Origin of the sequence: Pseudarthrobacter equi (assembly GCF_900105535.1) — a bacterium.
In the GTDB taxonomy this organism is placed as follows: domain Bacteria; phylum Actinomycetota; class Actinomycetes; order Actinomycetales; family Micrococcaceae; genus Arthrobacter; species Arthrobacter equi.
This window is the reverse complement of the sequence record NZ_LT629779.1, coordinates 710,203-727,178: the sequence shown is the minus strand read 5'-3', so window position 1 is coordinate 727,178 and position 16,976 is coordinate 710,203. Positions and strand designations below refer to the sequence as shown.

Annotated in this window: 21 protein-coding genes; 8 read left to right on the top strand and 13 right to left on the bottom strand. The window is 65.5% G+C overall.

Features of this window, described 5'->3' with window-relative positions; genetic code table 11:
* The first annotated feature begins 59 nt into the window (after positions 1-59).
* Positions 60-350, top strand: coding sequence for a hypothetical protein (locus BLT71_RS03315; protein WP_091717552.1), 291 nt, complete (start codon positions 60-62; stop codon positions 348-350).
* On the opposite strand, the gene BLT71_RS03310 is transcribed toward BLT71_RS03315, so the two are convergent.
* A complete protein-coding gene (locus tag BLT71_RS03310) occupies positions 335-1,195 on the bottom strand; it encodes a GAF and ANTAR domain-containing protein (protein ID WP_231994431.1) in 861 nt (286 codons plus the stop codon). The two genes, BLT71_RS03315 and BLT71_RS03310, sit on opposite strands and share 16 nt — an antisense overlap.
* Between BLT71_RS03310 and BLT71_RS03305 the strand changes: the two genes are divergently transcribed.
* The gene (locus BLT71_RS03305; RefSeq protein WP_091717548.1) at positions 1,194-2,753 is read left to right on the top strand and encodes a carboxylesterase/lipase family protein; all 1,560 of its coding nucleotides are present in this window, start codon (positions 1,194-1,196) and stop codon (positions 2,751-2,753) included. The genes BLT71_RS03310 and BLT71_RS03305 overlap by 2 nt on opposite strands.
* On the opposite strand, the gene BLT71_RS03300 is transcribed toward BLT71_RS03305, so the two are convergent.
* Genes BLT71_RS03300 through BLT71_RS03290 form a run of 4 tightly spaced genes read right to left on the bottom strand, consistent with a single transcriptional unit; the run spans position 2,731 to position 4,431 of the window.
* The gene (locus BLT71_RS03300) at positions 2,731-3,171 is read right to left on the bottom strand and encodes an SRPBCC family protein (RefSeq protein WP_091717546.1); all 441 of its coding nucleotides are present in this window, start codon (positions 3,169-3,171) and stop codon (positions 2,731-2,733) included. The two genes, BLT71_RS03305 and BLT71_RS03300, sit on opposite strands and share 23 nt — an antisense overlap.
* Positions 3,171-3,440 (bottom strand): hypothetical protein, encoded by a 270-nt coding sequence (locus tag BLT71_RS03295; RefSeq protein ID WP_056082715.1) that lies wholly within the window; start codon positions 3,438-3,440, stop codon positions 3,171-3,173. Before BLT71_RS03295 ends, BLT71_RS03300 begins: the two co-directional genes overlap by 1 nt.
* Before the next feature lie 14 nt (positions 3,441-3,454).
* Positions 3,455-3,610, bottom strand: coding sequence for a hypothetical protein (locus BLT71_RS20300; protein ID WP_157693418.1), 156 nt, complete (start codon positions 3,608-3,610; stop codon positions 3,455-3,457).
* A 47-nt stretch (positions 3,611-3,657) separates the two neighbouring features.
* A complete protein-coding gene (locus BLT71_RS03290) occupies positions 3,658-4,431 on the bottom strand; it encodes an SDR family NAD(P)-dependent oxidoreductase (protein ID WP_056082719.1) in 774 nt (257 codons plus the stop codon).
* A 389-nt stretch (positions 4,432-4,820) separates the two neighbouring features.
* Between BLT71_RS03290 and BLT71_RS03285 the strand changes: the two genes are divergently transcribed.
* The 5 genes from BLT71_RS03285 to BLT71_RS03265 all read left to right on the top strand — a co-directional run bounded on the left by BLT71_RS03285 (position 4,821) and on the right by BLT71_RS03265 (position 9,449).
* A complete protein-coding gene (locus tag BLT71_RS03285; RefSeq protein WP_056082723.1) occupies positions 4,821-6,158 on the top strand; it encodes an MFS transporter in 1,338 nt (445 codons plus the stop codon).
* A gap of 33 nt (positions 6,159-6,191) precedes the next feature.
* Positions 6,192-7,115 (top strand): transketolase, encoded by a 924-nt coding sequence (locus BLT71_RS03280; protein WP_091717545.1) that lies wholly within the window; start codon positions 6,192-6,194, stop codon positions 7,113-7,115.
* On the top strand, positions 7,112-8,131 hold the full coding sequence (locus BLT71_RS03275; protein ID WP_091717544.1) for a transketolase family protein: 1,020 nt from the start codon (positions 7,112-7,114) through the stop codon (positions 8,129-8,131). Before BLT71_RS03280 ends, BLT71_RS03275 begins: the two co-directional genes overlap by 4 nt.
* A 117-nt stretch (positions 8,132-8,248) precedes the next feature.
* The gene (locus tag BLT71_RS03270) at positions 8,249-8,908 is read left to right on the top strand and encodes a GntR family transcriptional regulator (protein WP_091717542.1); all 660 of its coding nucleotides are present in this window, start codon (positions 8,249-8,251) and stop codon (positions 8,906-8,908) included.
* 94 nt (positions 8,909-9,002) lie between these two features.
* On the top strand, positions 9,003-9,449 hold the full coding sequence (locus BLT71_RS03265; RefSeq protein WP_056082739.1) for a transferase: 447 nt from the start codon (positions 9,003-9,005) through the stop codon (positions 9,447-9,449).
* Positions 9,450-9,509: 60 nt separating this feature from the next.
* Here the strand turns inward: BLT71_RS03265 and BLT71_RS03260 are convergent, their stop codons facing one another.
* From BLT71_RS03260 to BLT71_RS03225, 8 genes are all read right to left on the bottom strand, one after another.
* Positions 9,510-10,553 carry a HoxN/HupN/NixA family nickel/cobalt transporter gene (locus tag BLT71_RS03260; RefSeq protein WP_091717540.1) on the bottom strand — a complete coding sequence of 348 codons (1,044 nt, stop codon included), beginning with the start codon at positions 10,551-10,553 and terminating at the stop codon, positions 9,510-9,512.
* On the bottom strand, positions 10,553-11,383 hold the full coding sequence (locus tag BLT71_RS03255) for an urease accessory protein UreD (protein WP_091717538.1): 831 nt from the start codon (positions 11,381-11,383) through the stop codon (positions 10,553-10,555). Before BLT71_RS03255 ends, BLT71_RS03260 begins: the two co-directional genes overlap by 1 nt.
* Positions 11,384-11,538: 155 nt before the next feature.
* Entirely contained in the window at positions 11,539-12,153 is a 615-nt protein-coding gene (gene ureG / locus BLT71_RS03250; RefSeq protein WP_091717536.1) for an urease accessory protein UreG, read from the bottom strand.
* Between the two features lie 30 nt (positions 12,154-12,183).
* Positions 12,184-12,852, bottom strand: coding sequence for an urease accessory protein UreF (locus tag BLT71_RS03245; RefSeq protein WP_091717534.1), 669 nt, complete (start codon positions 12,850-12,852; stop codon positions 12,184-12,186).
* A gap of 144 nt (positions 12,853-12,996) precedes the next feature.
* On the bottom strand, positions 12,997-13,482 hold the full coding sequence (gene ureE / locus BLT71_RS03240) for an urease accessory protein UreE (protein WP_091717533.1): 486 nt from the start codon (positions 13,480-13,482) through the stop codon (positions 12,997-12,999).
* 19 nt (positions 13,483-13,501) lie between these two features.
* On the bottom strand, positions 13,502-15,274 hold the full coding sequence (ureC, locus tag BLT71_RS03235) for an urease subunit alpha (RefSeq protein WP_091717531.1): 1,773 nt from the start codon (positions 15,272-15,274) through the stop codon (positions 13,502-13,504).
* Positions 15,271-15,624, bottom strand: coding sequence for an urease subunit beta (locus BLT71_RS03230; protein WP_091717529.1), 354 nt, complete (start codon positions 15,622-15,624; stop codon positions 15,271-15,273). Before BLT71_RS03230 ends, ureC begins: the two co-directional genes overlap by 4 nt.
* A gap of 9 nt (positions 15,625-15,633) precedes the next feature.
* Positions 15,634-15,936 (bottom strand): urease subunit gamma, encoded by a 303-nt coding sequence (locus BLT71_RS03225; protein ID WP_091717527.1) that lies wholly within the window; start codon positions 15,934-15,936, stop codon positions 15,634-15,636.
* Between the two features lie 344 nt (positions 15,937-16,280).
* On the opposite strand from BLT71_RS03225, the gene BLT71_RS03220 reads away from it, so the two are divergent.
* Complete coding sequence (locus tag BLT71_RS03220) at positions 16,281-16,964, top strand: maleylpyruvate isomerase family mycothiol-dependent enzyme (protein WP_091723780.1); 684 nt, start codon at positions 16,281-16,283, stop codon at positions 16,962-16,964.
* The last annotated feature ends 12 nt before the right edge of the window (positions 16,965-16,976 follow it).

Genomic DNA, 16,976 nt, shown 5'->3' with positions numbered 1-16,976 from the left:
CCGCAGGCATCCCGGCTCCGAATCCCGGTGGAGATCATCTCCCAAAGCTAGGAGGGACAATGGATGAGGCGGACCAGCAGGCCCTGACCGGAGCTGTCATCAGGCTGCACAACCTGGACATCGGCGGCCTGTGGCTCGACTACGTTGCCCTTGGCGGCGATGCCTCAGAACAGGACATCCGCAATTACAGCCTGGAATCCGGTGCACTGCCGCAGAAGGAGCGCGACGCTTTGTCCCAGGCCGTCAATGAGTGCTGTGCCGAGGCGGACCTGGTGGTCCGGGCACCGTACAGCAGCTCCCCGCTGACCGTGGTACCCGTGGAGCCGAAGGATCCCTATTCGTCGAAGTAGGTGAACGTCTTTGCGCCGCCGGCTACCGAGGACACCACCAGCGAGGCAACGTCCCGCAGCTTCATGTTCCTGCTGTTGGAGGCTTCCCGCAGCACCTTGAACGCTTCGTCCTGGCTGCAGCGGTTCTGCGCCATGATGGCACCGGTGGCCAGGTCGATGACCGTCCGCGTCTGCATTGCCGCGGTCATTCCATCCTTGGTGTCCTGGAGCTTCGCCATCCGCAGCGTCAGGGCCACGCCCTTGGCCGCCTGTTCCGTGAACGCCTCGGCCATGGCAACGGCATCGGCGCTGAAAGCATGGGGCTGCCCGCTGTACAGGACCAACACGCCGCGGTCCTCACCCTCGAGCTGCAGCGGCATGGCCAGCACGGAGTGGGCGCCCTGGTGAGTGGCCGCGGCGGCGTAATCCGGCCACCGCGCTTCCTCCCGCAGGTCCTTGATGTGCATGGTGGCCGCGCTGCTGACGGCGGAGTCTCCTGGCCCCTGGCCGTACTTGAGTTCCAGCTGGTCAAGCAGCCTCGCCTTGGTGTCGCTGGCGGCCGCTGCCGTGGGTTTCTTGGGGCGGCTGACGGAGATACCGCAGAACAGCTCCCGGCCTACGCTCCCCAGCCGGGCTACCGCGTAGAGGGCAAGGCTGTCCAGGAGCCGGACCACATCAGGACTCTGCAGGACAAGGTCCTGAACGTGGGCTGCAACATCGGCAAAAACCTTGCCGCCCGAAACCCCGGCGTCAACCACAAATATTCCCTCCCGGACACAATTGATAAGCCATGGCACACCATGGCCGCTCACTGCCGAACGGTAGTCCTCAGCGTACCCGTGGACACCCCGTAAGGTGTCAATCATGAAGCTCGCCTCCAGCATCGGCGGAACCTTCCGCGGAGCCACCCTGGCAGTGGACGGCGCCCCCGTGCACCGGTTCCTCGGCATCCCTTACGCCCAGCCGCCATCGGGAGAACTGCGCTTCCGCCCGCCAGTGGCCCTCCCCCAATGGACCGGCGAGGTGGACGCCACCGGGTACGGCCCCGCAGCCCCCCAGAACCCGGACGCCCGTGATCCAGACGAAACCCCGCTGGCCTGGAGCGAGGACGGCTGCCTGAACCTGAACATCTGGACGCCGGGCACCGGCGGGACGGCCAGGCCGGTGATGGTCTGGATCCACGGCGGCGCCTACCTGATGGGCGCCAACAGTGACGGGATGTACGACGGCGCCCGGCTCGCCGCAGCGACGGGCACGGTGGTGGTAGCCATCAATTACCGGCTGGGTGCGCTGGGCTTCCTCCACCTGGCACACCTGCTCGGCGATGATTTCGGGGCTTCATCCAACCTTGGCCTGCTGGACCAGATTGAGGCGCTGCGCTGGGTGCGGGACAACATCGCCGGGTTTGGCGGCGACCCGCACAACGTGACCCTGTTCGGCGAATCGGCCGGCGCGGCAGCCATCGGCACCCTGCTGGGCATGCCGGCGTCGGAAGGCCTCTTCCGGCGGGCCATCATGCAAAGCGGCACAGCGGAGCGCTTCCGCACCCCGGAGGGGTCTGCGCGCGTAACTGCTGACTTCCTGCGGCTTTGCGGCCTGGACGAATCGTCAGCAGGTGAGTTGCGCACCCTTCCGGTGGAACACCTGCTGGCCGCCCAGCAGCAACTCGAAGAGCGGATCGCCGCCGAAAGCTACGCAGTGCCGCTCCCCTTCCAGCCAACAGTGGGGACCCCGTCACTGCCGGAACCTCCACTGGACGCCGTCCGGAACGGGATCAACAGTGGCGTGGACCTGCTGGTGGGCACCAACCTCAACGAAGGGTCTTTCGCCGTCGAAATGCGCCCGGACCGGCCGGAAGACCCTGGTTACCCGGACCGGGCCGCCGCGGTCCTGTCCGCAGGGGGCCTGCCGGGAGACTGCGCGCAGGGATACGCGGAAGCACTGGCGGCCGTGCTGGCACACGGGCCCCGCGGGAAGGAACTGCTGGAGGCGGCCATTGCCGATGCGGTGTACCGCCAGCCCAGCAACAACCTGCTTGATGCGAGGCTCCAGTCAGCACGCAGCGCTGCGCACGGCAGGACATTCGCCTACCTGTTCACCTGGCGCAGCCCGGCCATGGGCGGCAAGCTGGGATCCTGCCACACGCTGGAAATTCCCTTCGTGTTCCGGCACTTGGCATCCCCGGACGCCGCCTACCTGACCCGGGGCAAGGGTCCGCAGGCCCTCAGTGACACCATGAGCGGAGCCTGGGCGGCCTTCGCCGGCACCGGGGCCCCGGACCAGCCCGGCCTGGCGTGGCCGGAATACGGGCAGGAGCGCCGCACCATGATGCTCGACGACGCGCCCCGGGTGGAAGCGGACCCACGGCGGGAGGTCCGGCTGTTTTTTGCCGGGAACCAGGTCAGGCGGCAGCCAGTGAGTTAAGCGTGTCCCGGAGGCCCTTCAATGCGGGGTCGCGGAGCTGCATGAACAGCGGTTTCAGGAGCGGCTGGATGATTTTGGCCGGCCCTTTGATGCTGAACTCTGCCGTGTACTTCACCACGGATCCGGTGCCATTGGGGGCGACGTCGATGGAATCGAAGGAGACGACGGACTTGTTCTCCCCGCGCAGCTTGATGTGGCTGCCCGTCAGCTCGATGACCTCGTAAATCAGCGACTGGCGTTTCCCCCGGAACTCGGCCTCAGCGTGGTACTTATGTCCCACGGCCACGGGCCCCGGCGTGATCTTGTCCATCACAGGGGTGCCGGGGTCCCACTTGCTGGTGTTTTCGAACTCACTCAGGAAGGCAAAGGCCTTCTCAGCGGACAGTTTGGTTTCCACACTTCCGGCTACTGTGATCATCACCCCAGTCTAGGAGCACCCGGCAGGTGGGAGGCAGCCATTTTGTAGCAAAGATTGCCGTCCAACTTACGGGGGCTGATCCACACCTCGTAGCCGTCAGCGGCGGTGAACAGGGCACGGCCGCCGTTGGCGTCGCCTGCAATCCACACGGCGGAGGAGTCCGGCATGGCGTTGTCCACCACGCCGGACCGCACCGTCCGGCGGCCCTTCCGGACCTCCACAGGGACACCGATCAGGCGGGCCCACTCGGAATACGGGTAGGAATCCACGGCATCCCTCCTGCTCAGCGTGTCTCGAAGTCGTTGAGGATCTTGATATTGCCCATCAAGGCGCCGTCGGCGACGTCCGGGCCGGTCAGCCCGGCGAAGGCGTGAATGTCGCAGAAACCCGCAAGGGCTTCCTCGGCAAAGTCCGAAGGGTCATTGACGGTCTTTGTCATGGTGGGTTCTCTGGCATCCGGAAGGAGGCGAAAGGGCTGCGGGGCCCTTAGTGCATGTGGCTTCCGCCGTTAATGTCCACCACGGTTCCGGTGAGGTACGCGGAATCCTCGGAGGACAGGAAAGTGATCACGGAAGCTACTTCCTCGGTGCTGGCGTTACGGCCCAGCGGGATGCCGGCGTTGATGGCGGCTTCCTGTTCTTCGGTGCTGCCCACGCGGATGTTGGTGTCCACCGCGCCCGGGGTGATGGCGTTGACGGTGACGCCGGTGGTGCCGAGTTCACGGGCCAGTGCCTTGGTGAGGCCCAGGATGGCTGCCTTGGCTGCAGAGTAAGGGACCTTGCCGAAGACGCCGCCGCCGCGCTGGGCGGACACGGAGGACATGTTCACAATGCGGCCCCAGCCGTTCCCGATCATGTCCGGCAGGAATGCCTTGGTCACCAGGTAGGTGCCGGTGGCGTTGACGTCCATGATCTTGTGCCACAGCTCGAGGGTGGTTTCCAGGAACGGGACGGGCGAGGTGATGCCGGCGATGTTGGCCAGTGCGCCGACGGGCGGCAGGTTACCGGCGGCCACCTCGGCGGCGACGGCGGCCTGGGCGGTGGTCACGGAGGCCTCGTTGGCGACGTCGATCTCGTGGCCGTAGGCAGGGACGTTGAACTCGTTGCCGATTTCCGCGGCCACCTTGGCGGACTTTTCGCCGTCGAGGTCCAGGATGACGACGCCCCAGCCTTCACGGGCGTAGCGGCGGGCGGTGGTGATGCCGATGCCCCGGTCCGAGGTGGCTCCGGTGAGGACGGCGGTGCGCTGGATGGTGGTCATGGTTGGTGCTCCTTGAAAGTGTTTTGTGGATCGATTGCTCTGTAGTTGTCGCCGGCCCCTGCCGGGCGGTATGCCAGCAGTCCTTCGGGTTCCAGGTCCTCGCGCTCGCCGCGCACCGGTTCGTGGTGGAGTGCGCCGCGAGTCAGTCTTTAGACCCTGGTGACGCATTCTGAAGGACGAGCATCCGGGTCTGAAGTGGAACATCGTTGATCCCTTGGTTCGTGCGAAGCAGTAGTGATGCCGACCACACTAACTTCGTTAACTGTCAACAGTCAACCCATAAAGTTGACTGTTGACAGTCAGCATGATGCGGCTCACACTGGGGATATCATTTGTTAACAGTCGACAGCGGCGACTTCCTGAGGCCGCTTTTCGAAAGGGAACCCAACATGAGCAAAGATGCTCTGACCATGCGCGGTCCGGTCCACGGAACCAAGGACGCCAGGCGCGTTGCCGTTGGCTCCGGTGTGGGCGCTGTGATCGAGACGTATGACTTCATCGGTTTCGGCACCGCCGCTGCGCTGTACTTCGGCACCGCGTTTTTCCCCGGAACCGATCCGGTCACCGGCACCCTCGCTTCCTTCGCCACCCTGGGCGTCGGCTTCGCAGCCCGTCCCTTGGGCGGCATCATCGGCGGCCACCTCGGCGACAAGGTAGGGCGCAAGCCCGTTTTGGTGGCCTCCCTGATCCTGATGGGCCTGGCCACGTTCGCCATCGGACTCCTGCCCACCTACGCCGCAGTGGGGCTCCTCGCCCCTGCACTGCTCGTCTTCGTCCGCATCGTCCAGGGTTTGGCCTTCGGAGCGGAATGGGGCGGCGCCATCCTGATGAGCTACGAGCACGCACCCTGGAAGGCCAAGGGCAAGTACACCGGCATTGTCCAGGCCGGCTTCCCGGTGGGCCTGCTGCTGGCCAACCTGACCTTCCTGTTCAGCGTCAACCTCGGCGGCGAACTGGCCTGGCGCATCCCCTTCCTTGCCAGCATCGTGCTGGTGGCGGTGGGCCTGATCATCCGCTCCAAGGTCCCGGAATCCCCGGTCTTCGATGAGGTCAAGGACAGCGGTGCCATCGTGAAGTCCCCCATCGTTGAGGTCATCAAGACCGACTGGCGCAACATCGTCAAGGGCATCGGCCTCCGTGTTGCCGAGACCGCAGGCTACGCCGTGTCCATCACCTACATGATTTCCTACCTCAACAGCCAGCACCTGGCGGACAAGAGCCAGACCCTCATCGCCCTGTGCATCGCCTCCGCCATCGGCATCTTCGCCACCCAGGCCTGGGCCGCGCTGACCGACCGCATTGGCCGGCGTCCGCTGTATGTCTGGTCCACCCTGTTCGCGGCCCTCTTCGCCATCCCGATGTTCCTGCTGGTCAATACGGGAATGTTCATCGCCATCATCATCACCATCGTCATTTCCTACGCGGTCTGCCAGAACTCGCTCGCCGGCGCCCAAGGCGCCTGGTTCCCGGAGCTCTTCCAGGCCAAGACCCGGGCCTCCGGCGCCAGCCTGGCCTACCAGATCTCGGCCATGGTCTCCGGCTTCACCCCTTTCATCACCACCCTGTTGTTTGTCAGCTTCGGCTGGATGGGCCCGGCGCTGCTCTTCGGCGCCTACGCCCTGATCGGCCTATGGGCTGCGGTGGCCACCCGGGAAACCTGGGGCAAGCGGGAGCGCGAACTGGCCGAAGAAGCCACCAAAAGCACCCCCAACACCATCAACGCCTGAATGACCGCGCACCCAACAACCACGGAGCACGCAATGCCTACAGATACCGTCCAGGACACCCCACAGGGACAAACATTGCAGGAACAGATCCTGCAGACCGCGGTGACCCCGGAACGGGTGGAGAAAATCAGCGCCGCCGCGTACCGGATCCGGCACCACGCCCTCAACATGGGCGAAGTCCAAGGCCAGGGCTACGTGGGCCAGGCCCTCGGGGCTGCCGACATGCTCGCCACCGTGTACGGGGACCAGCTGAACTTCCGCGCCGAGGACCCGCACTGGGAAGCCCGCGACCGGTTCCTGCTGTCCACCGGCCACTACGCGATCGGCCACTACGCAGCCCTTGCCGAAGCCGGCATCGTCCCGGTGGGGGAACTTGAAACCTACGGCTCGGATGACTCCCGGCTGCCGATGTCCGGGATGTCCACGTACACCCCCGGCATGGAGATCTCGGGCGGTTCCCTGGGCCACGGCCTGACCATCGCCGTCGGCATGGCGTTGGGCCTGCGCTACCAGGGCTCGTCCGCCCGGGTGTTCAACTTCCTCTCCGACGGCGAGCTGGACGAAGGCTCCACCTGGGAAGCGGCCATGGGTGCGCACCACCACCAGTTGGGCAACCTCACCGCCATGGTGGACATCAACGCCCTGCAGGCCGACGGCAAGACGGACACCGTACTCCGCACCGAGCCGGTGACGGAGAAGTGGGAATCGTTCGGCTGGTACACCCAGCGGGTTGACGGGAACGACGTCGGTGCGCTGCTCGCAGCGTTCGACAACGCAGCCGCCCAGGCCGCCGCCGTCGGACGTCCTTCCGTGATCCTGTGCGATACGAAAGTGGGCCGCGGCGTCCCGCTGCTGGAGGACCGCGAAAAGGCGCACTTCATGCGCATCGAAGAGAACGAATGGCAGATCTGCCGCGAGCAGCTCACCGCCGGATATGAAGGAAAGGCTTCAGCATGAGCACCACCACGGAGGCCCCGGACACCACGGCGGCCGCTAAGCCCAAGCTCAAGACCTCGGCGATGATCGCGTCGTTCGCCGATCCCGGCCAGAAGACGGCGTCGGCGCCGTTCGGGCACGCCCTGGTCAAGGCCGCGCAGGAGAACGACAAGATCGTGGGCCTGACCGCGGACCTGGGCAAGTACACGGACATGCACATCTTCGCCAAGGCTTTCCCGGAGCGGTTCTTCCAGATGGGCATGGCCGAGCAACTCCTGTTCGGCGCGGCCGCGGGACTGGCTGAAACCGGGCTGGTGCCGTTCGCGTCCACCTACTCGGTGTTCGCGGCCCGCCGCGCCTACGATTTCCTGTGCCTGGACGCGGCAGAGCCGAACCTGAACGTCAACATCGTGGGCGGCCTGCCCGGCCTCACCACTGGGTACGGCCCCAGCCACCAGGCCACCGAGGACATGGCGATCTTCCGCGGCATGCCCAACCTGACCATCGTGGACCCCTGCGACAGCATCGACATCGAACAGGCAGTGCCGCAGCTGGCAGCGTCCGAGGGCCCCACATACCTGCGGCTGCTCCGCGGGAATGTGCCCACCGTCCTGGACGAGTACGGCTACACGTTCGAGCTCGGCAAGGCCAAGGTGCTGCGCGGCGGCAACGACGTCGTCTTCATCTCGTCCGGGCTGATGACCATGCGTGCGCTGCAGGCAGCGAAGGCCCTCGCGGCACATAACGTGGACGTCGCCGTCGTGCATACGCCCACCATCAAGCCGTTCGACGCCGAAACCGTCCTCAAGGAGATCAACACGGACAGGCTCGCCGTCACCCTGGAAAACCACTCCGTGGTGGGCGGTCTGTTCGAAACCGTTGCCTCCGCCGTCGTCACCGCGGGCCTGGGCAAGCGTGTCGTTCCCATCGGCCTGCCGGACCAGTTCCTCGATGCCGGCGCCCTTCCCACCCTGCACGACCGGTACGGGCTCGCCACCGACCGTATCGTGGCCAAGGTCCTCGCCGAACTCGGGTAGAGAGTCAACAAACCAGCAGAAAGCGCGGCACCGGTCCAAAGCCGGTGCCGCGCTTTCTGCCGTACCATCGAAACTACGACTGTAAACAGTCGACTTATGACACTGAGGACGGATGCCATGGCCGGACTGACAGCCCCGCTGCTGGGACTGCAAAAGAAAAGCCTGCGCGAGCAGGCCCTCTCGGCGTTGCGGACCGCCATCACCAGCGGCGAGCTGGCACCGGGACGGCACTTGGTGGAAACCGAACTGTCCGAAATGCTGCAGATCAGCCGCGGCACGCTCCGGGAAGCCTTGCGGCAGCTGGAACAGGAGGGCCTCCTCTCCGCCGGACCGCGTGGCCGCCTGTCCGTGCGGCACCTGGACCACAAGGAGATCCGGGACATCTTTGCGGTGCGCGCGGCTCTGGAGTCCCTTGCTGCCCGGACACTCTGCGAATTGGTGGACCGCCAGCACGTCACCGAGTCGTTGCACGCCGCCATCGACGCCATGGCCGCGAATGCCGGGGGCACGCTTGAGGAACGCATCGAGTCGGACCTGGAGTTCCACCGGACCCTCTGCCGGCTGACCGGCAATGAAACGCTCCTGCACTCCTGGGAGTCGCTGGAGGGCTCCATCCGGATGTCCATCATGTTTGCCGGACAGGAAAAAGGCGTCAGCAACATGAGCGTTGACCGCCACCGGGACATCGTGGATGCCATCGATACCGGTGACGCCGGGCTGACGCGGAAGACCATCCTCGAACACATGGACACCGCCGCCGCGAACCTTGTCTCCTAGGGCTCACCATTCCCGGGGCCGCCGGGAATCCCTTCGGGCTGTCAACCGTTAACTTACTGTGCGGTAGGAAACCCGTCCGCTGGTGAGGGATGTGATGAGCGCAAAGTTTGAATCAGTAGAAGACGACGCCGGCAAGGTCACCCGGTATGTCCGGCATGCCAACGGCGGCGGTTTCGTCGCACCGGGCGCCGTGGTGCCTGAGAGCGTCCGGGTCGGCCCGATGACCTACGTGGAGCACGGGGCGGTCATCGGAGCAGGCTGCCGGATCGGCCACGGCAGCTGGATTGACCGGGAAGCGAAGATTGGAGCCAAGACGGTCATCGGCGACGGCGTCCGGGTTGGCCGCGGCACCGTGATCGGCAACCGGGCCAACATCGGCAGCCATTCCCGCATCGGGTCTGGTGCCCTGATCGGTCACGGGGTCCATCTTCATTCGGACAGCACCGTTCCCGATGGCCACCGGCAGCTGCAGAAGCCGCAGGCCCTGGCACCGGCGAAGGAACGCCCGCACCGGAAGCCCGACCGCGGGATAGCTGCCTGACCTTCGCCCGGCCGCCTCGAGAACCTGCAGCCCGCCGTTGTGGCGGCCTGCCCGTTGTGGTCAGCCCTCGCGCTGCAGCCGGTTCCTGGCGGCCGTAAGGGCCCACACGCCAATGAAGGCGGCCACGAGCAGGAGTCCCGCCTCCCCCAGGTTGAGTTTCCCCAGCCAGGTAGTCAGAGGGTCGCCAAGGTCAAACGCGGCATTGGCGAATCCGCCGAGCGTGACGGCGGCGATGAACAGCGCTGACAGGGCTGAGATGCCGGTCACCACTGCGTTGAAGCCGAGCCTGCGCTGCGGGCTGTGGATCGCTGACCTGTACATGCGCATCATCGCCACACCGTTGACCGTGTCGCAGAGGGTCATTGCCGCGGTGAAGGCGAGGGGAAGGGCCATGAGTGCCACCGGGGACACCCCGGCCAGGGATGCGGCGGTGGTCACCACCAGCAGCCCGATGGTGGTGGCGGTGTCGAACCCGAGTCCAAACAGGAAACCGATCACGTAGATGTTCCGTGGCCGCTGCACCCGTGCAAGCGGCCTGGACAGGAGCCGGGCAACAAATCCTTTGCTTTCCAGGTCTTCGTCCCTGATGGCCGCACCGCTGCGGGCGCTCCTTAGGGCCTGCGCGGCACGAAGGAACGCCTGCCCGTTGAACAGCCCCATGGCCAGCAGGAACAGCCCGGACACGCCACTGCCGATCAGGCCCAGCACGTAGTTGCCGGTGGTTCCGTCTTCCATGAACTGGCCGATCACCGCGGCGCCCGCAACCACCAGCAGCCCGGCCAGGACCACCACGGAACTGTGGCCCAGGCTGAAGGCGAAACCTACGCTGACGGGGTCCTTCCGCTGCGCCACGAATTTGCGGGTGGAGTTGTCGATGGCGGCGATGTGGTCCCAGTCGTAGCTGTGCTTGACGCCGGCCACGTAGGCGGTCAGGACCAGGCCGAGGGCAAGGGGCGCGCCGGCTGTTGCCGAGCCGGCGATGAGGAGGACGACGGCGGCAATATGCAGGGCGGCCACGGCACCAAAGGTGGCAAGCAGGCGGGTCCGGAACGGCAGGGTTTCCCGGTCGCGGTACAGGGTTGCGATGTTTGCCAGGGCCGTCATCAGTGCTTCCTCAGGTTCAGTGGGCCTTGCCCGTGCCAGCGTTCCCGCAGGAGGTCGGCGCAGGCTGCGAGCAGGCGGTTCAGTTCGCCGGTGCTGTTGGACATCGAGCGGAGCACCAGGCCGGTGGTTCGGGCGACAGTGCGGGTGAGGGTGACTCCGGTCCGGGCGTCGTATCCCGCCGTGAGGTGGTGAAGGTGGTCTGCGAGCGCTTGGTCCACCCGGGCATCCACCACCACCAGTGAGCCGAGGTGGCTGAAGCCTTCCATGAACCCCAGCCCGGTGACGTCGCCGAGCGGCGGCCGGATCAGCAGGTTGTCGAGGGCAAGCATCTGCGTGCCCTCATCCGTTTCGATGTGGACCTCGTTCCGCAGCCGCACTTCCTCGTACCGGAAAGCGGCGCCGTCCGGCGACCAGCCAGGGGTCACTACTTCCGCCATGACAAGGTTCGACGACGGCCGCAGGGTCACGGAGGTCCGTTGCCGGTAGCTGGCCTCCCGGTAGGCGATCAGCTGGTCCGGCATGAGTTCCAGCCGCGCCCCCTCCCCCAGCCGCACACTCATCCGCTGCTCAGCAAAAGACCCAGGAGTCCGATAAACCTTCGTCGCAGACTGAGTGGTCAACAAGAGGTCAGCGCCCTCACCCACCTCCACATCCAGCAGAAAAAGGTCAGCCCCCAGATAAGCCCCGCCAGGATTCACAACGACATAACAAACCTGTCCAGAGTCATCCAGATAGTGCGGTCGCAGTACCCGCAGAGCACCGCGATGGTACTGATGCGCCGCAAAGGATCGTCCCGCACGCTCGGCGACCACAAGCTCAAGCTCGCCCATAGGTGAGCTGTCAGCGCAAGCGGAGCCGGATGTAAGGGGCCGCGGCGTGGCGGGCACCGCGGAGCGGGCACGGCCCCTTACATCCGGTGAAGCGCCTGAAGTAGCCCCATCCGCGGGCGCCGCCCAAGGTGTGTCGACGACGGAACTGTTGGAGGTCATACCAAGTCGAGCATCAGGACGTCGTGCCGGATCCAGTCGATAACGGCGTCGAGCCCTTCGTCGGTCTTGAGGTTGGTGAAGCAGAACGGCTTGTTGCCGCGGAACTCTTTGGAGTCTCGCTCCATGACACTAAGGTCCGCTCCGACGTGGGGTGCGAGGTCGGTTTTGTTGATGATGAAGAGGTCGGATTTGATCATGCCCTGGCCGGCTTTGCGGGGGATCTTTTCACCTTGGGCTACGTCGATGATGTAGATGGAGAAGTCGACCAGTTCGGGGCTGAAGGTGGCGGAGAGGTTGTCGCCACCGGATTCGACGAAGATGACTTGGAGGTCGGGGTGCCGGGTTTTGAGTTCTTCGATGGCGGCGGTGTTCATGGAGGTGTCTTCGCGGATGGCGGTGTGGGGGCAGCCGCCGGTTTCGACGCCGATGATCCGGTCCTCGGGGAGGATGCCGTTGGCGGCGAGGATTTTGGCGTCCTCGATGGTGTAGATGTCGTTGGTGATGGCGGCCATGGAGATGCCGCCGCTCATGTGCCGGGTGAGCCGTTCCACGAGTTGGGTTTTGCCGGCGCCGACGGGTCCGCCGATGCCGATTTTGATGGGTTCAGTCATGGTGTTCCTCCTGTAAAGCAATAAGCATTGTTAGCTCATGAACATCCGGGCACGTTGGCGTTCGTGCCGCATTTGCGAGATTTCCAGTCCTGGGCTGACGGCGCCGAAGTCGTCCGGCGTGAGGTGCGCGATCGCCTCGATGGCGGCAGCGACGTCGTCGTGCGCTTTCCGCAGGATCCTTTGGCCGGCATTCTGGCCGAGCGGGATGGCCCGCACGGCGTTCTGGGTGAGGGACATGACGGTGGCGAAGAGGTAGGCGGCGAGTGCCTCCTGCAGCGGCACGCCCAGTGAGCGGGCGACGACGGCGAACGCCAGCGGCTGGTGCCCGGCGGCCCGGCCGCTGGTCACCAGGTCCCGGTACAGTTCCAGCGCGGCCGAGGGAAACACCTCAGCCCCAATCTCCAAGAGACGGCCGCCCATCTTCAAACTGGCCTCCCGAACCTCCCGAGGCAACAGAGAAGCAGACAAAAGAGCATCCAACTCCCAAAGATCAACACCCTCATAAAGGAAGCGGATCGCCAAGCCATCAGAGTAAGCAAGCGACCGCGAGACAAACGCACGAAGCCAGAGCCCGAACGACTCCTCATCAAAAAGGAGCTCCCGATCGATGTACGTCTCAAACCCCAGTGAGTGAGCAAAAGCCCCAGTAGGAAGCGCAGAGTCAACCAATTGTTGTAGAGCAAGCTGATAACTACTCACAGCACCACCGCCAACCGTGACGGAGCATCGCGACGGCCCGGATTGGGGGCCGCGGCGTGGCGGGCACCGCGGAGCGGGCACGGCCCCCAATCCGGGGCGGCGCACCCAAGCTGCACCTCCCGTAGAGCGCGCAGCGCGGAAGAGTTAGTGCGAGTGTTCAGCATGGCGGAAAGGCACAGGCATGACGCGTTCCTGGCGGGCGTAGGGCACGGAGTTGTGGATGAGGTAGTCCTCGACGGTGTGGTCGTAGGCGCACACCATGACGTCGGCCCCGTACTCGGAGGATGAGTCGAAGAATTGTGCCTGGAGGTGCCGGTTGCCGAGGGAGTGTGCGGTGACGCCCATTTCGTGGATGGTGCGGGGTGCGATGACCAGGACGTCGGTGGGCAGGACGGAGACCACGATCATGTTGGTGTCGGCGACGTGGAGGATGTCGCCGTCGCGGAGGTCGCCGGATCCTGGGGCGAGCCGGATGCCGATGTCGTTGCCGTGGTCCGTGGTGGCGCGTTGGATGCGTTTGACCAGTTGGGCGCTGGGCAGCACCACTTTCTCGCGGTGGAGCCCGGTGTAGGCGGCGAGGTCGGTTTCGGGCAGGTCGTGGAGGTTGCCGAGGATTTTCTCGATGATCACGTGGTTCTCCGGGTGGGTTTTAGAAGAGGAAGTAGCGCTGGGCCATGGGTAGGACGTCGGCGGGTTCGCAGGTGACGTCTTCGCCGTCCACCGTGACTTGGTAGGTTTCCGGGTCCACTTGGATGTCGGGCGTCGCGTCGTTGTATTTGAGGTCGGCTTTGGTGAGGTTCCGGATTCCGGAGACGGGCCGGATGACCTTTTCGAGGCCGAGTTCTGCGTGGACGCCGGCGTCGATCGCGGCCTGGGAGAGGAAGGTGATGGAGGTCTGCTGGACGGCTTTGCCGAAGGCGCCGAACATGGGCCGCATGGTGCGTGGCTGAGGGGTGGGGATGGACGCGTTCGCGTCGCCCATCAGGGCGTAGGCGATCTGCCCGCCTTTGAGGACGAGTTCGGGTTTGACGCCGAAGAAGGCCGGGTCCCATAGGACCAGGTCGGCGAACTTGCCTTCTTCCACGGACCCGACCGTGTCCGCGATGCCCTGGGCGAGCGCGGGGTTGACCGTGTACTTGGCCACGTAGCGCTTGAGGCGGAAGTTGTCACTCCCGGCGCTGCCGTGCGCGGAAGCCGATCCGTCGGCACCAACGTCCGTGCCGCCGTCGGAAGCTAAAATTCCGCGCTGCTTCTTCATCTTGTCCGCCACCTGCCAGGTGCGGGTGATCACCTCTCCCACCCGGCCCATGGCCTGGGAGTCGGAGGAGGTGATGGAGAAGATGCCCATGTCCTGCAGGACGTCCTCCGCGGCGATGGTCTCGGCGCGGATGCGGGAATCGGCGAAGGCCACGTCCTCGGGAATGTCCGGGTTGAGGTGGTGGCAGACCATCAGCATGTCCAGGTGCTCTTCGATGGTGTTGCGTGTGTACGGCAGCGTGGGGTTGGTGGAGGCGGGCAAGACGTTGGGCATCCCGGCGATCTTGATGATGTCCGGTGCGTGGCCGCCGCCGGCGCCTTCGGTGTGGAAGGTGTGGATCACGCGGCCGTTGATGGCGCGGATGGTGTCTTCCACGAAGCCGCACTCGTTGAGGGTGTCGGTGTGGATGGCCACCTGGACGTCGTATTCATCGGCGACGGTCAGCGACATGTCGATCGAGGACGTGGTGGAGCCCCAATCCTCGTGCACTTTCAGGCCGATGGCGCCGGCTCGGATCTGCTCGGCGAGGGGCTCGACGGCGGACGCGTGGCCTTTGCCGAACAGGCCGATGTTCATGGGGAACGCCTCGGCGGCCTGCAGCATCCGGTGGATGTGCCACTTGCCGGGAGTCACGGTGGTGGCTTTGGTGCCTTCCGCCGGGCCGGTGCCGCCGCCGATCATGGTGGTAACGCCGCTGGTCAGGGCCGTGGCCACCTGGTCCGGGGAGATGAAGTGGATGTGCGTGTCGATGCCGCCGGCGGTGAGGATTTTGCGTTCCCCGGCGATGATCTCGGTGCTGGCGCCGATAACGATGTCCACGCCGTCGGTGATCTGGGGGTTGCCGGCCTTGCCGATCCGAAGGATGTGGCCGTCCCTGAGGGCGACGTCCGCCTTGTAGATTCCGGTGTAGTCCAGGATGACGGCGTTGGTGATGACGGTGTCCGGAACATCGTCTTCCGGGCGGTCCCCGTCGCGGGTGGCCTGGCCGTTCTGGCCCATGCCGTCGCGGATCACCTTGCCGCCGCCGAACACCACTTCCTCGCCGTAGACGGTGAGGTCCTTCTCGATTTCGAGGAACAGCTCGGTGTCGGCCAGGCGGATCTTGTCGCCCGTCGTGGGGCCGTACAGGTCGGCGTACTGCCGCCGCGGGATCTCGAAGCTCATTTGGCGTCCCTTTCGGTGGCTGACCCGCCCGGGCGGGGGCCGCCGTCGAGCTTTCCGTTGACGGCGTTGCTGAGCCCGAACACTTCGCGGGCCCCTGCGAGTTCGATGAGCCGGATGCTCCGGGAGTCCCCGGGTTCAAACCGGGCGGCCGTCCCTGCGGGGATGTCCAGGCGCCGGCCGCGGGCTGCTGCCCGGTCGAAGTCCAGCGCAGCATTGGCTTCGGCGAAGTGGAAGTGCGAGCCCACCTGCACGGGCCGGTCGCCGGTGTTGGTCACGGGCAGCTCGATGGCGTCGCGCCCCGCGTTCGCCGTCACGGGCTCCGGGCGGAGGACGTATTCTCCTGGGATCACTGTGGCTCCTTAGCGGATGGGATCGTGGACGGTGACCAGTTTGGTGCCGTCGGGAAACGTGGCCTCGATCTGCACGTCGTGGATCATCTCGGGGACGCCTTCCATGACGTCTTCGCGGGTGAGCAGCGTGGTGCCGTAGCTCATGAGGTCGGCGACGCTCCGGCCGTCGCGGGCGCCTTCGATCAGTTCGTAGCTGATGATGGCCACCGCTTCGGGGTAGTTGAGCTTGAGGCCGCGGGACTGGCGGCGCCGGGCGAGGTCGGCGGCCACCACGATCATGAGTTTTTCCTGCTCACGTGGCATCAGATGCATGCGGGGTCCCTTCAACGGCCGGCGGACAGCGTGGATTCAGAGTAGGCCCCGCACATTTCCGCCACGTTTCAGGTCCATCATCCGGACGCCCGCGCACGGACGCGCTGAAACTCCCCGGCTTTGGCTCCCCCATGGCAGCGGACGACGGCGGTTTGCCGGGACACGCCGTCGTCCTCGCTCAAAGGTGGGGAGACTCAGCGGCTACTTCGCTTCGCGGGCGCGTCCCCAGGAAGTGACCCCGCGGATCGCTCCGCGCCCATTTCACCGCAGCGTACTGTGCTTGAATACGTCTACAGGAAGCAGGCGTGGGCGGCCACGAAAGACAACTTGGGGGAGCTGACTTCATGGCGCAATCTTCGGACGGCCGCCTTTGGGCCCTGGCGCATGCTGAGCGTGCCGCGCTGGTGGAAGATCTGGCAAGCCTTGCCCCGGAGCACTGGCATCGCCAGACTCTCTGTGGCCAGTGGAATGTCGAGCAGGCCGTCGCACACCTTACTGCCGCAGCGAGCTTGAACCAGTGGCAATGGCTGCGGAGCATGTTCGGCGCGCGCTTCCGCCCCGAAGTGCACAACCAGCGCCGGCTGGAGGAGAACCGCGGCAGCACCCCTGCCGAAACCCTGGACCGGTTTTGTGCCGTCGTTGACAGCAGCATTGCGCCGTCCGCTCATGTCCCGGCCTATTTGGGGGAGGTAGTTGTACACGCGCAAGACATCCGCCGCCCGCTGGGGATACCCACGTCGCCGAGCATTGACGCGTTGACACCCGTCGCGGAGTTCTATGCGCGCCGCAACTTCACGGTTGCCAGCCGGACGCACGTTGCCGGACTGCAACTGAGGGCAGATGACGGCCCCTTCACCGCGGGTACGGGACCGCTGGTTACCGGGAGCACCCTTGCTCTGGTGATGACAATGGCCGGACGGATTCCCTACCTCGATGACCTCCAAGGTCCCGGCGTGCCCACCCTGCGATCACGCCTCGGCAGTACCGGCACTGAACCGCCCCGGCACCAGGGCGATACGGTTCCCTAGACGATATGATGT

Bases quoted from the DNA above. Each gene is read 5' to 3' on its own strand.
- BLT71_RS20300 (WP_157693418.1), bottom strand. From the start codon at position 3,610: ATGACAAAGACCGTCAATGACCCTTCGGACTTTGCCGAGGAAGCCCTT.
- BLT71_RS03310 (WP_231994431.1), bottom strand. From the start codon at position 1,195: ATGATTGACACCTTACGGGGTGTCCACGGGTACGCTGAGGACTACCGT.
- BLT71_RS03300 (WP_091717546.1), bottom strand. From the start codon at position 3,171: ATGATCACAGTAGCCGGAAGTGTGGAAACCAAACTGTCCGCTGAGAAG.
- BLT71_RS03285 (WP_056082723.1), top strand. From the start codon at position 4,821: ATGAGCAAAGATGCTCTGACCATGCGCGGTCCGGTCCACGGAACCAAG.
- BLT71_RS03290 (WP_056082719.1), bottom strand. From the start codon at position 4,431: ATGACCACCATCCAGCGCACCGCCGTCCTCACCGGAGCCACCTCGGAC.
- BLT71_RS03280 (WP_091717545.1), top strand. From the start codon at position 6,192: ATGCCTACAGATACCGTCCAGGACACCCCACAGGGACAAACATTGCAG.
- ureG (WP_091717536.1), bottom strand. From the start codon at position 12,153: ATGACTGAACCCATCAAAATCGGCATCGGCGGACCCGTCGGCGCCGGC.
- BLT71_RS03265 (WP_056082739.1), top strand. From the start codon at position 9,003: ATGAGCGCAAAGTTTGAATCAGTAGAAGACGACGCCGGCAAGGTCACC.
- BLT71_RS03275 (WP_091717544.1), top strand. From the start codon at position 7,112: ATGAGCACCACCACGGAGGCCCCGGACACCACGGCGGCCGCTAAGCCC.
- BLT71_RS03255 (WP_091717538.1), bottom strand. From the start codon at position 11,383: ATGGGCGAGCTTGAGCTTGTGGTCGCCGAGCGTGCGGGACGATCCTTT.
- ureC (WP_091717531.1), bottom strand. From the start codon at position 15,274: ATGAGCTTCGAGATCCCGCGGCGGCAGTACGCCGACCTGTACGGCCCC.
- BLT71_RS03220 (WP_091723780.1), top strand. From the start codon at position 16,281: ATGGCGCAATCTTCGGACGGCCGCCTTTGGGCCCTGGCGCATGCTGAG.
- BLT71_RS03305 (WP_091717548.1), top strand. From the start codon at position 1,194: ATGAAGCTCGCCTCCAGCATCGGCGGAACCTTCCGCGGAGCCACCCTG.
- BLT71_RS03315 (WP_091717552.1), top strand. From the start codon at position 60: ATGGATGAGGCGGACCAGCAGGCCCTGACCGGAGCTGTCATCAGGCTG.
- BLT71_RS03270 (WP_091717542.1), top strand. From the start codon at position 8,249: ATGGCCGGACTGACAGCCCCGCTGCTGGGACTGCAAAAGAAAAGCCTG.
- BLT71_RS03260 (WP_091717540.1), bottom strand. From the start codon at position 10,553: ATGACGGCCCTGGCAAACATCGCAACCCTGTACCGCGACCGGGAAACC.
- BLT71_RS03225 (WP_091717527.1), bottom strand. From the start codon at position 15,936: ATGCATCTGATGCCACGTGAGCAGGAAAAACTCATGATCGTGGTGGCC.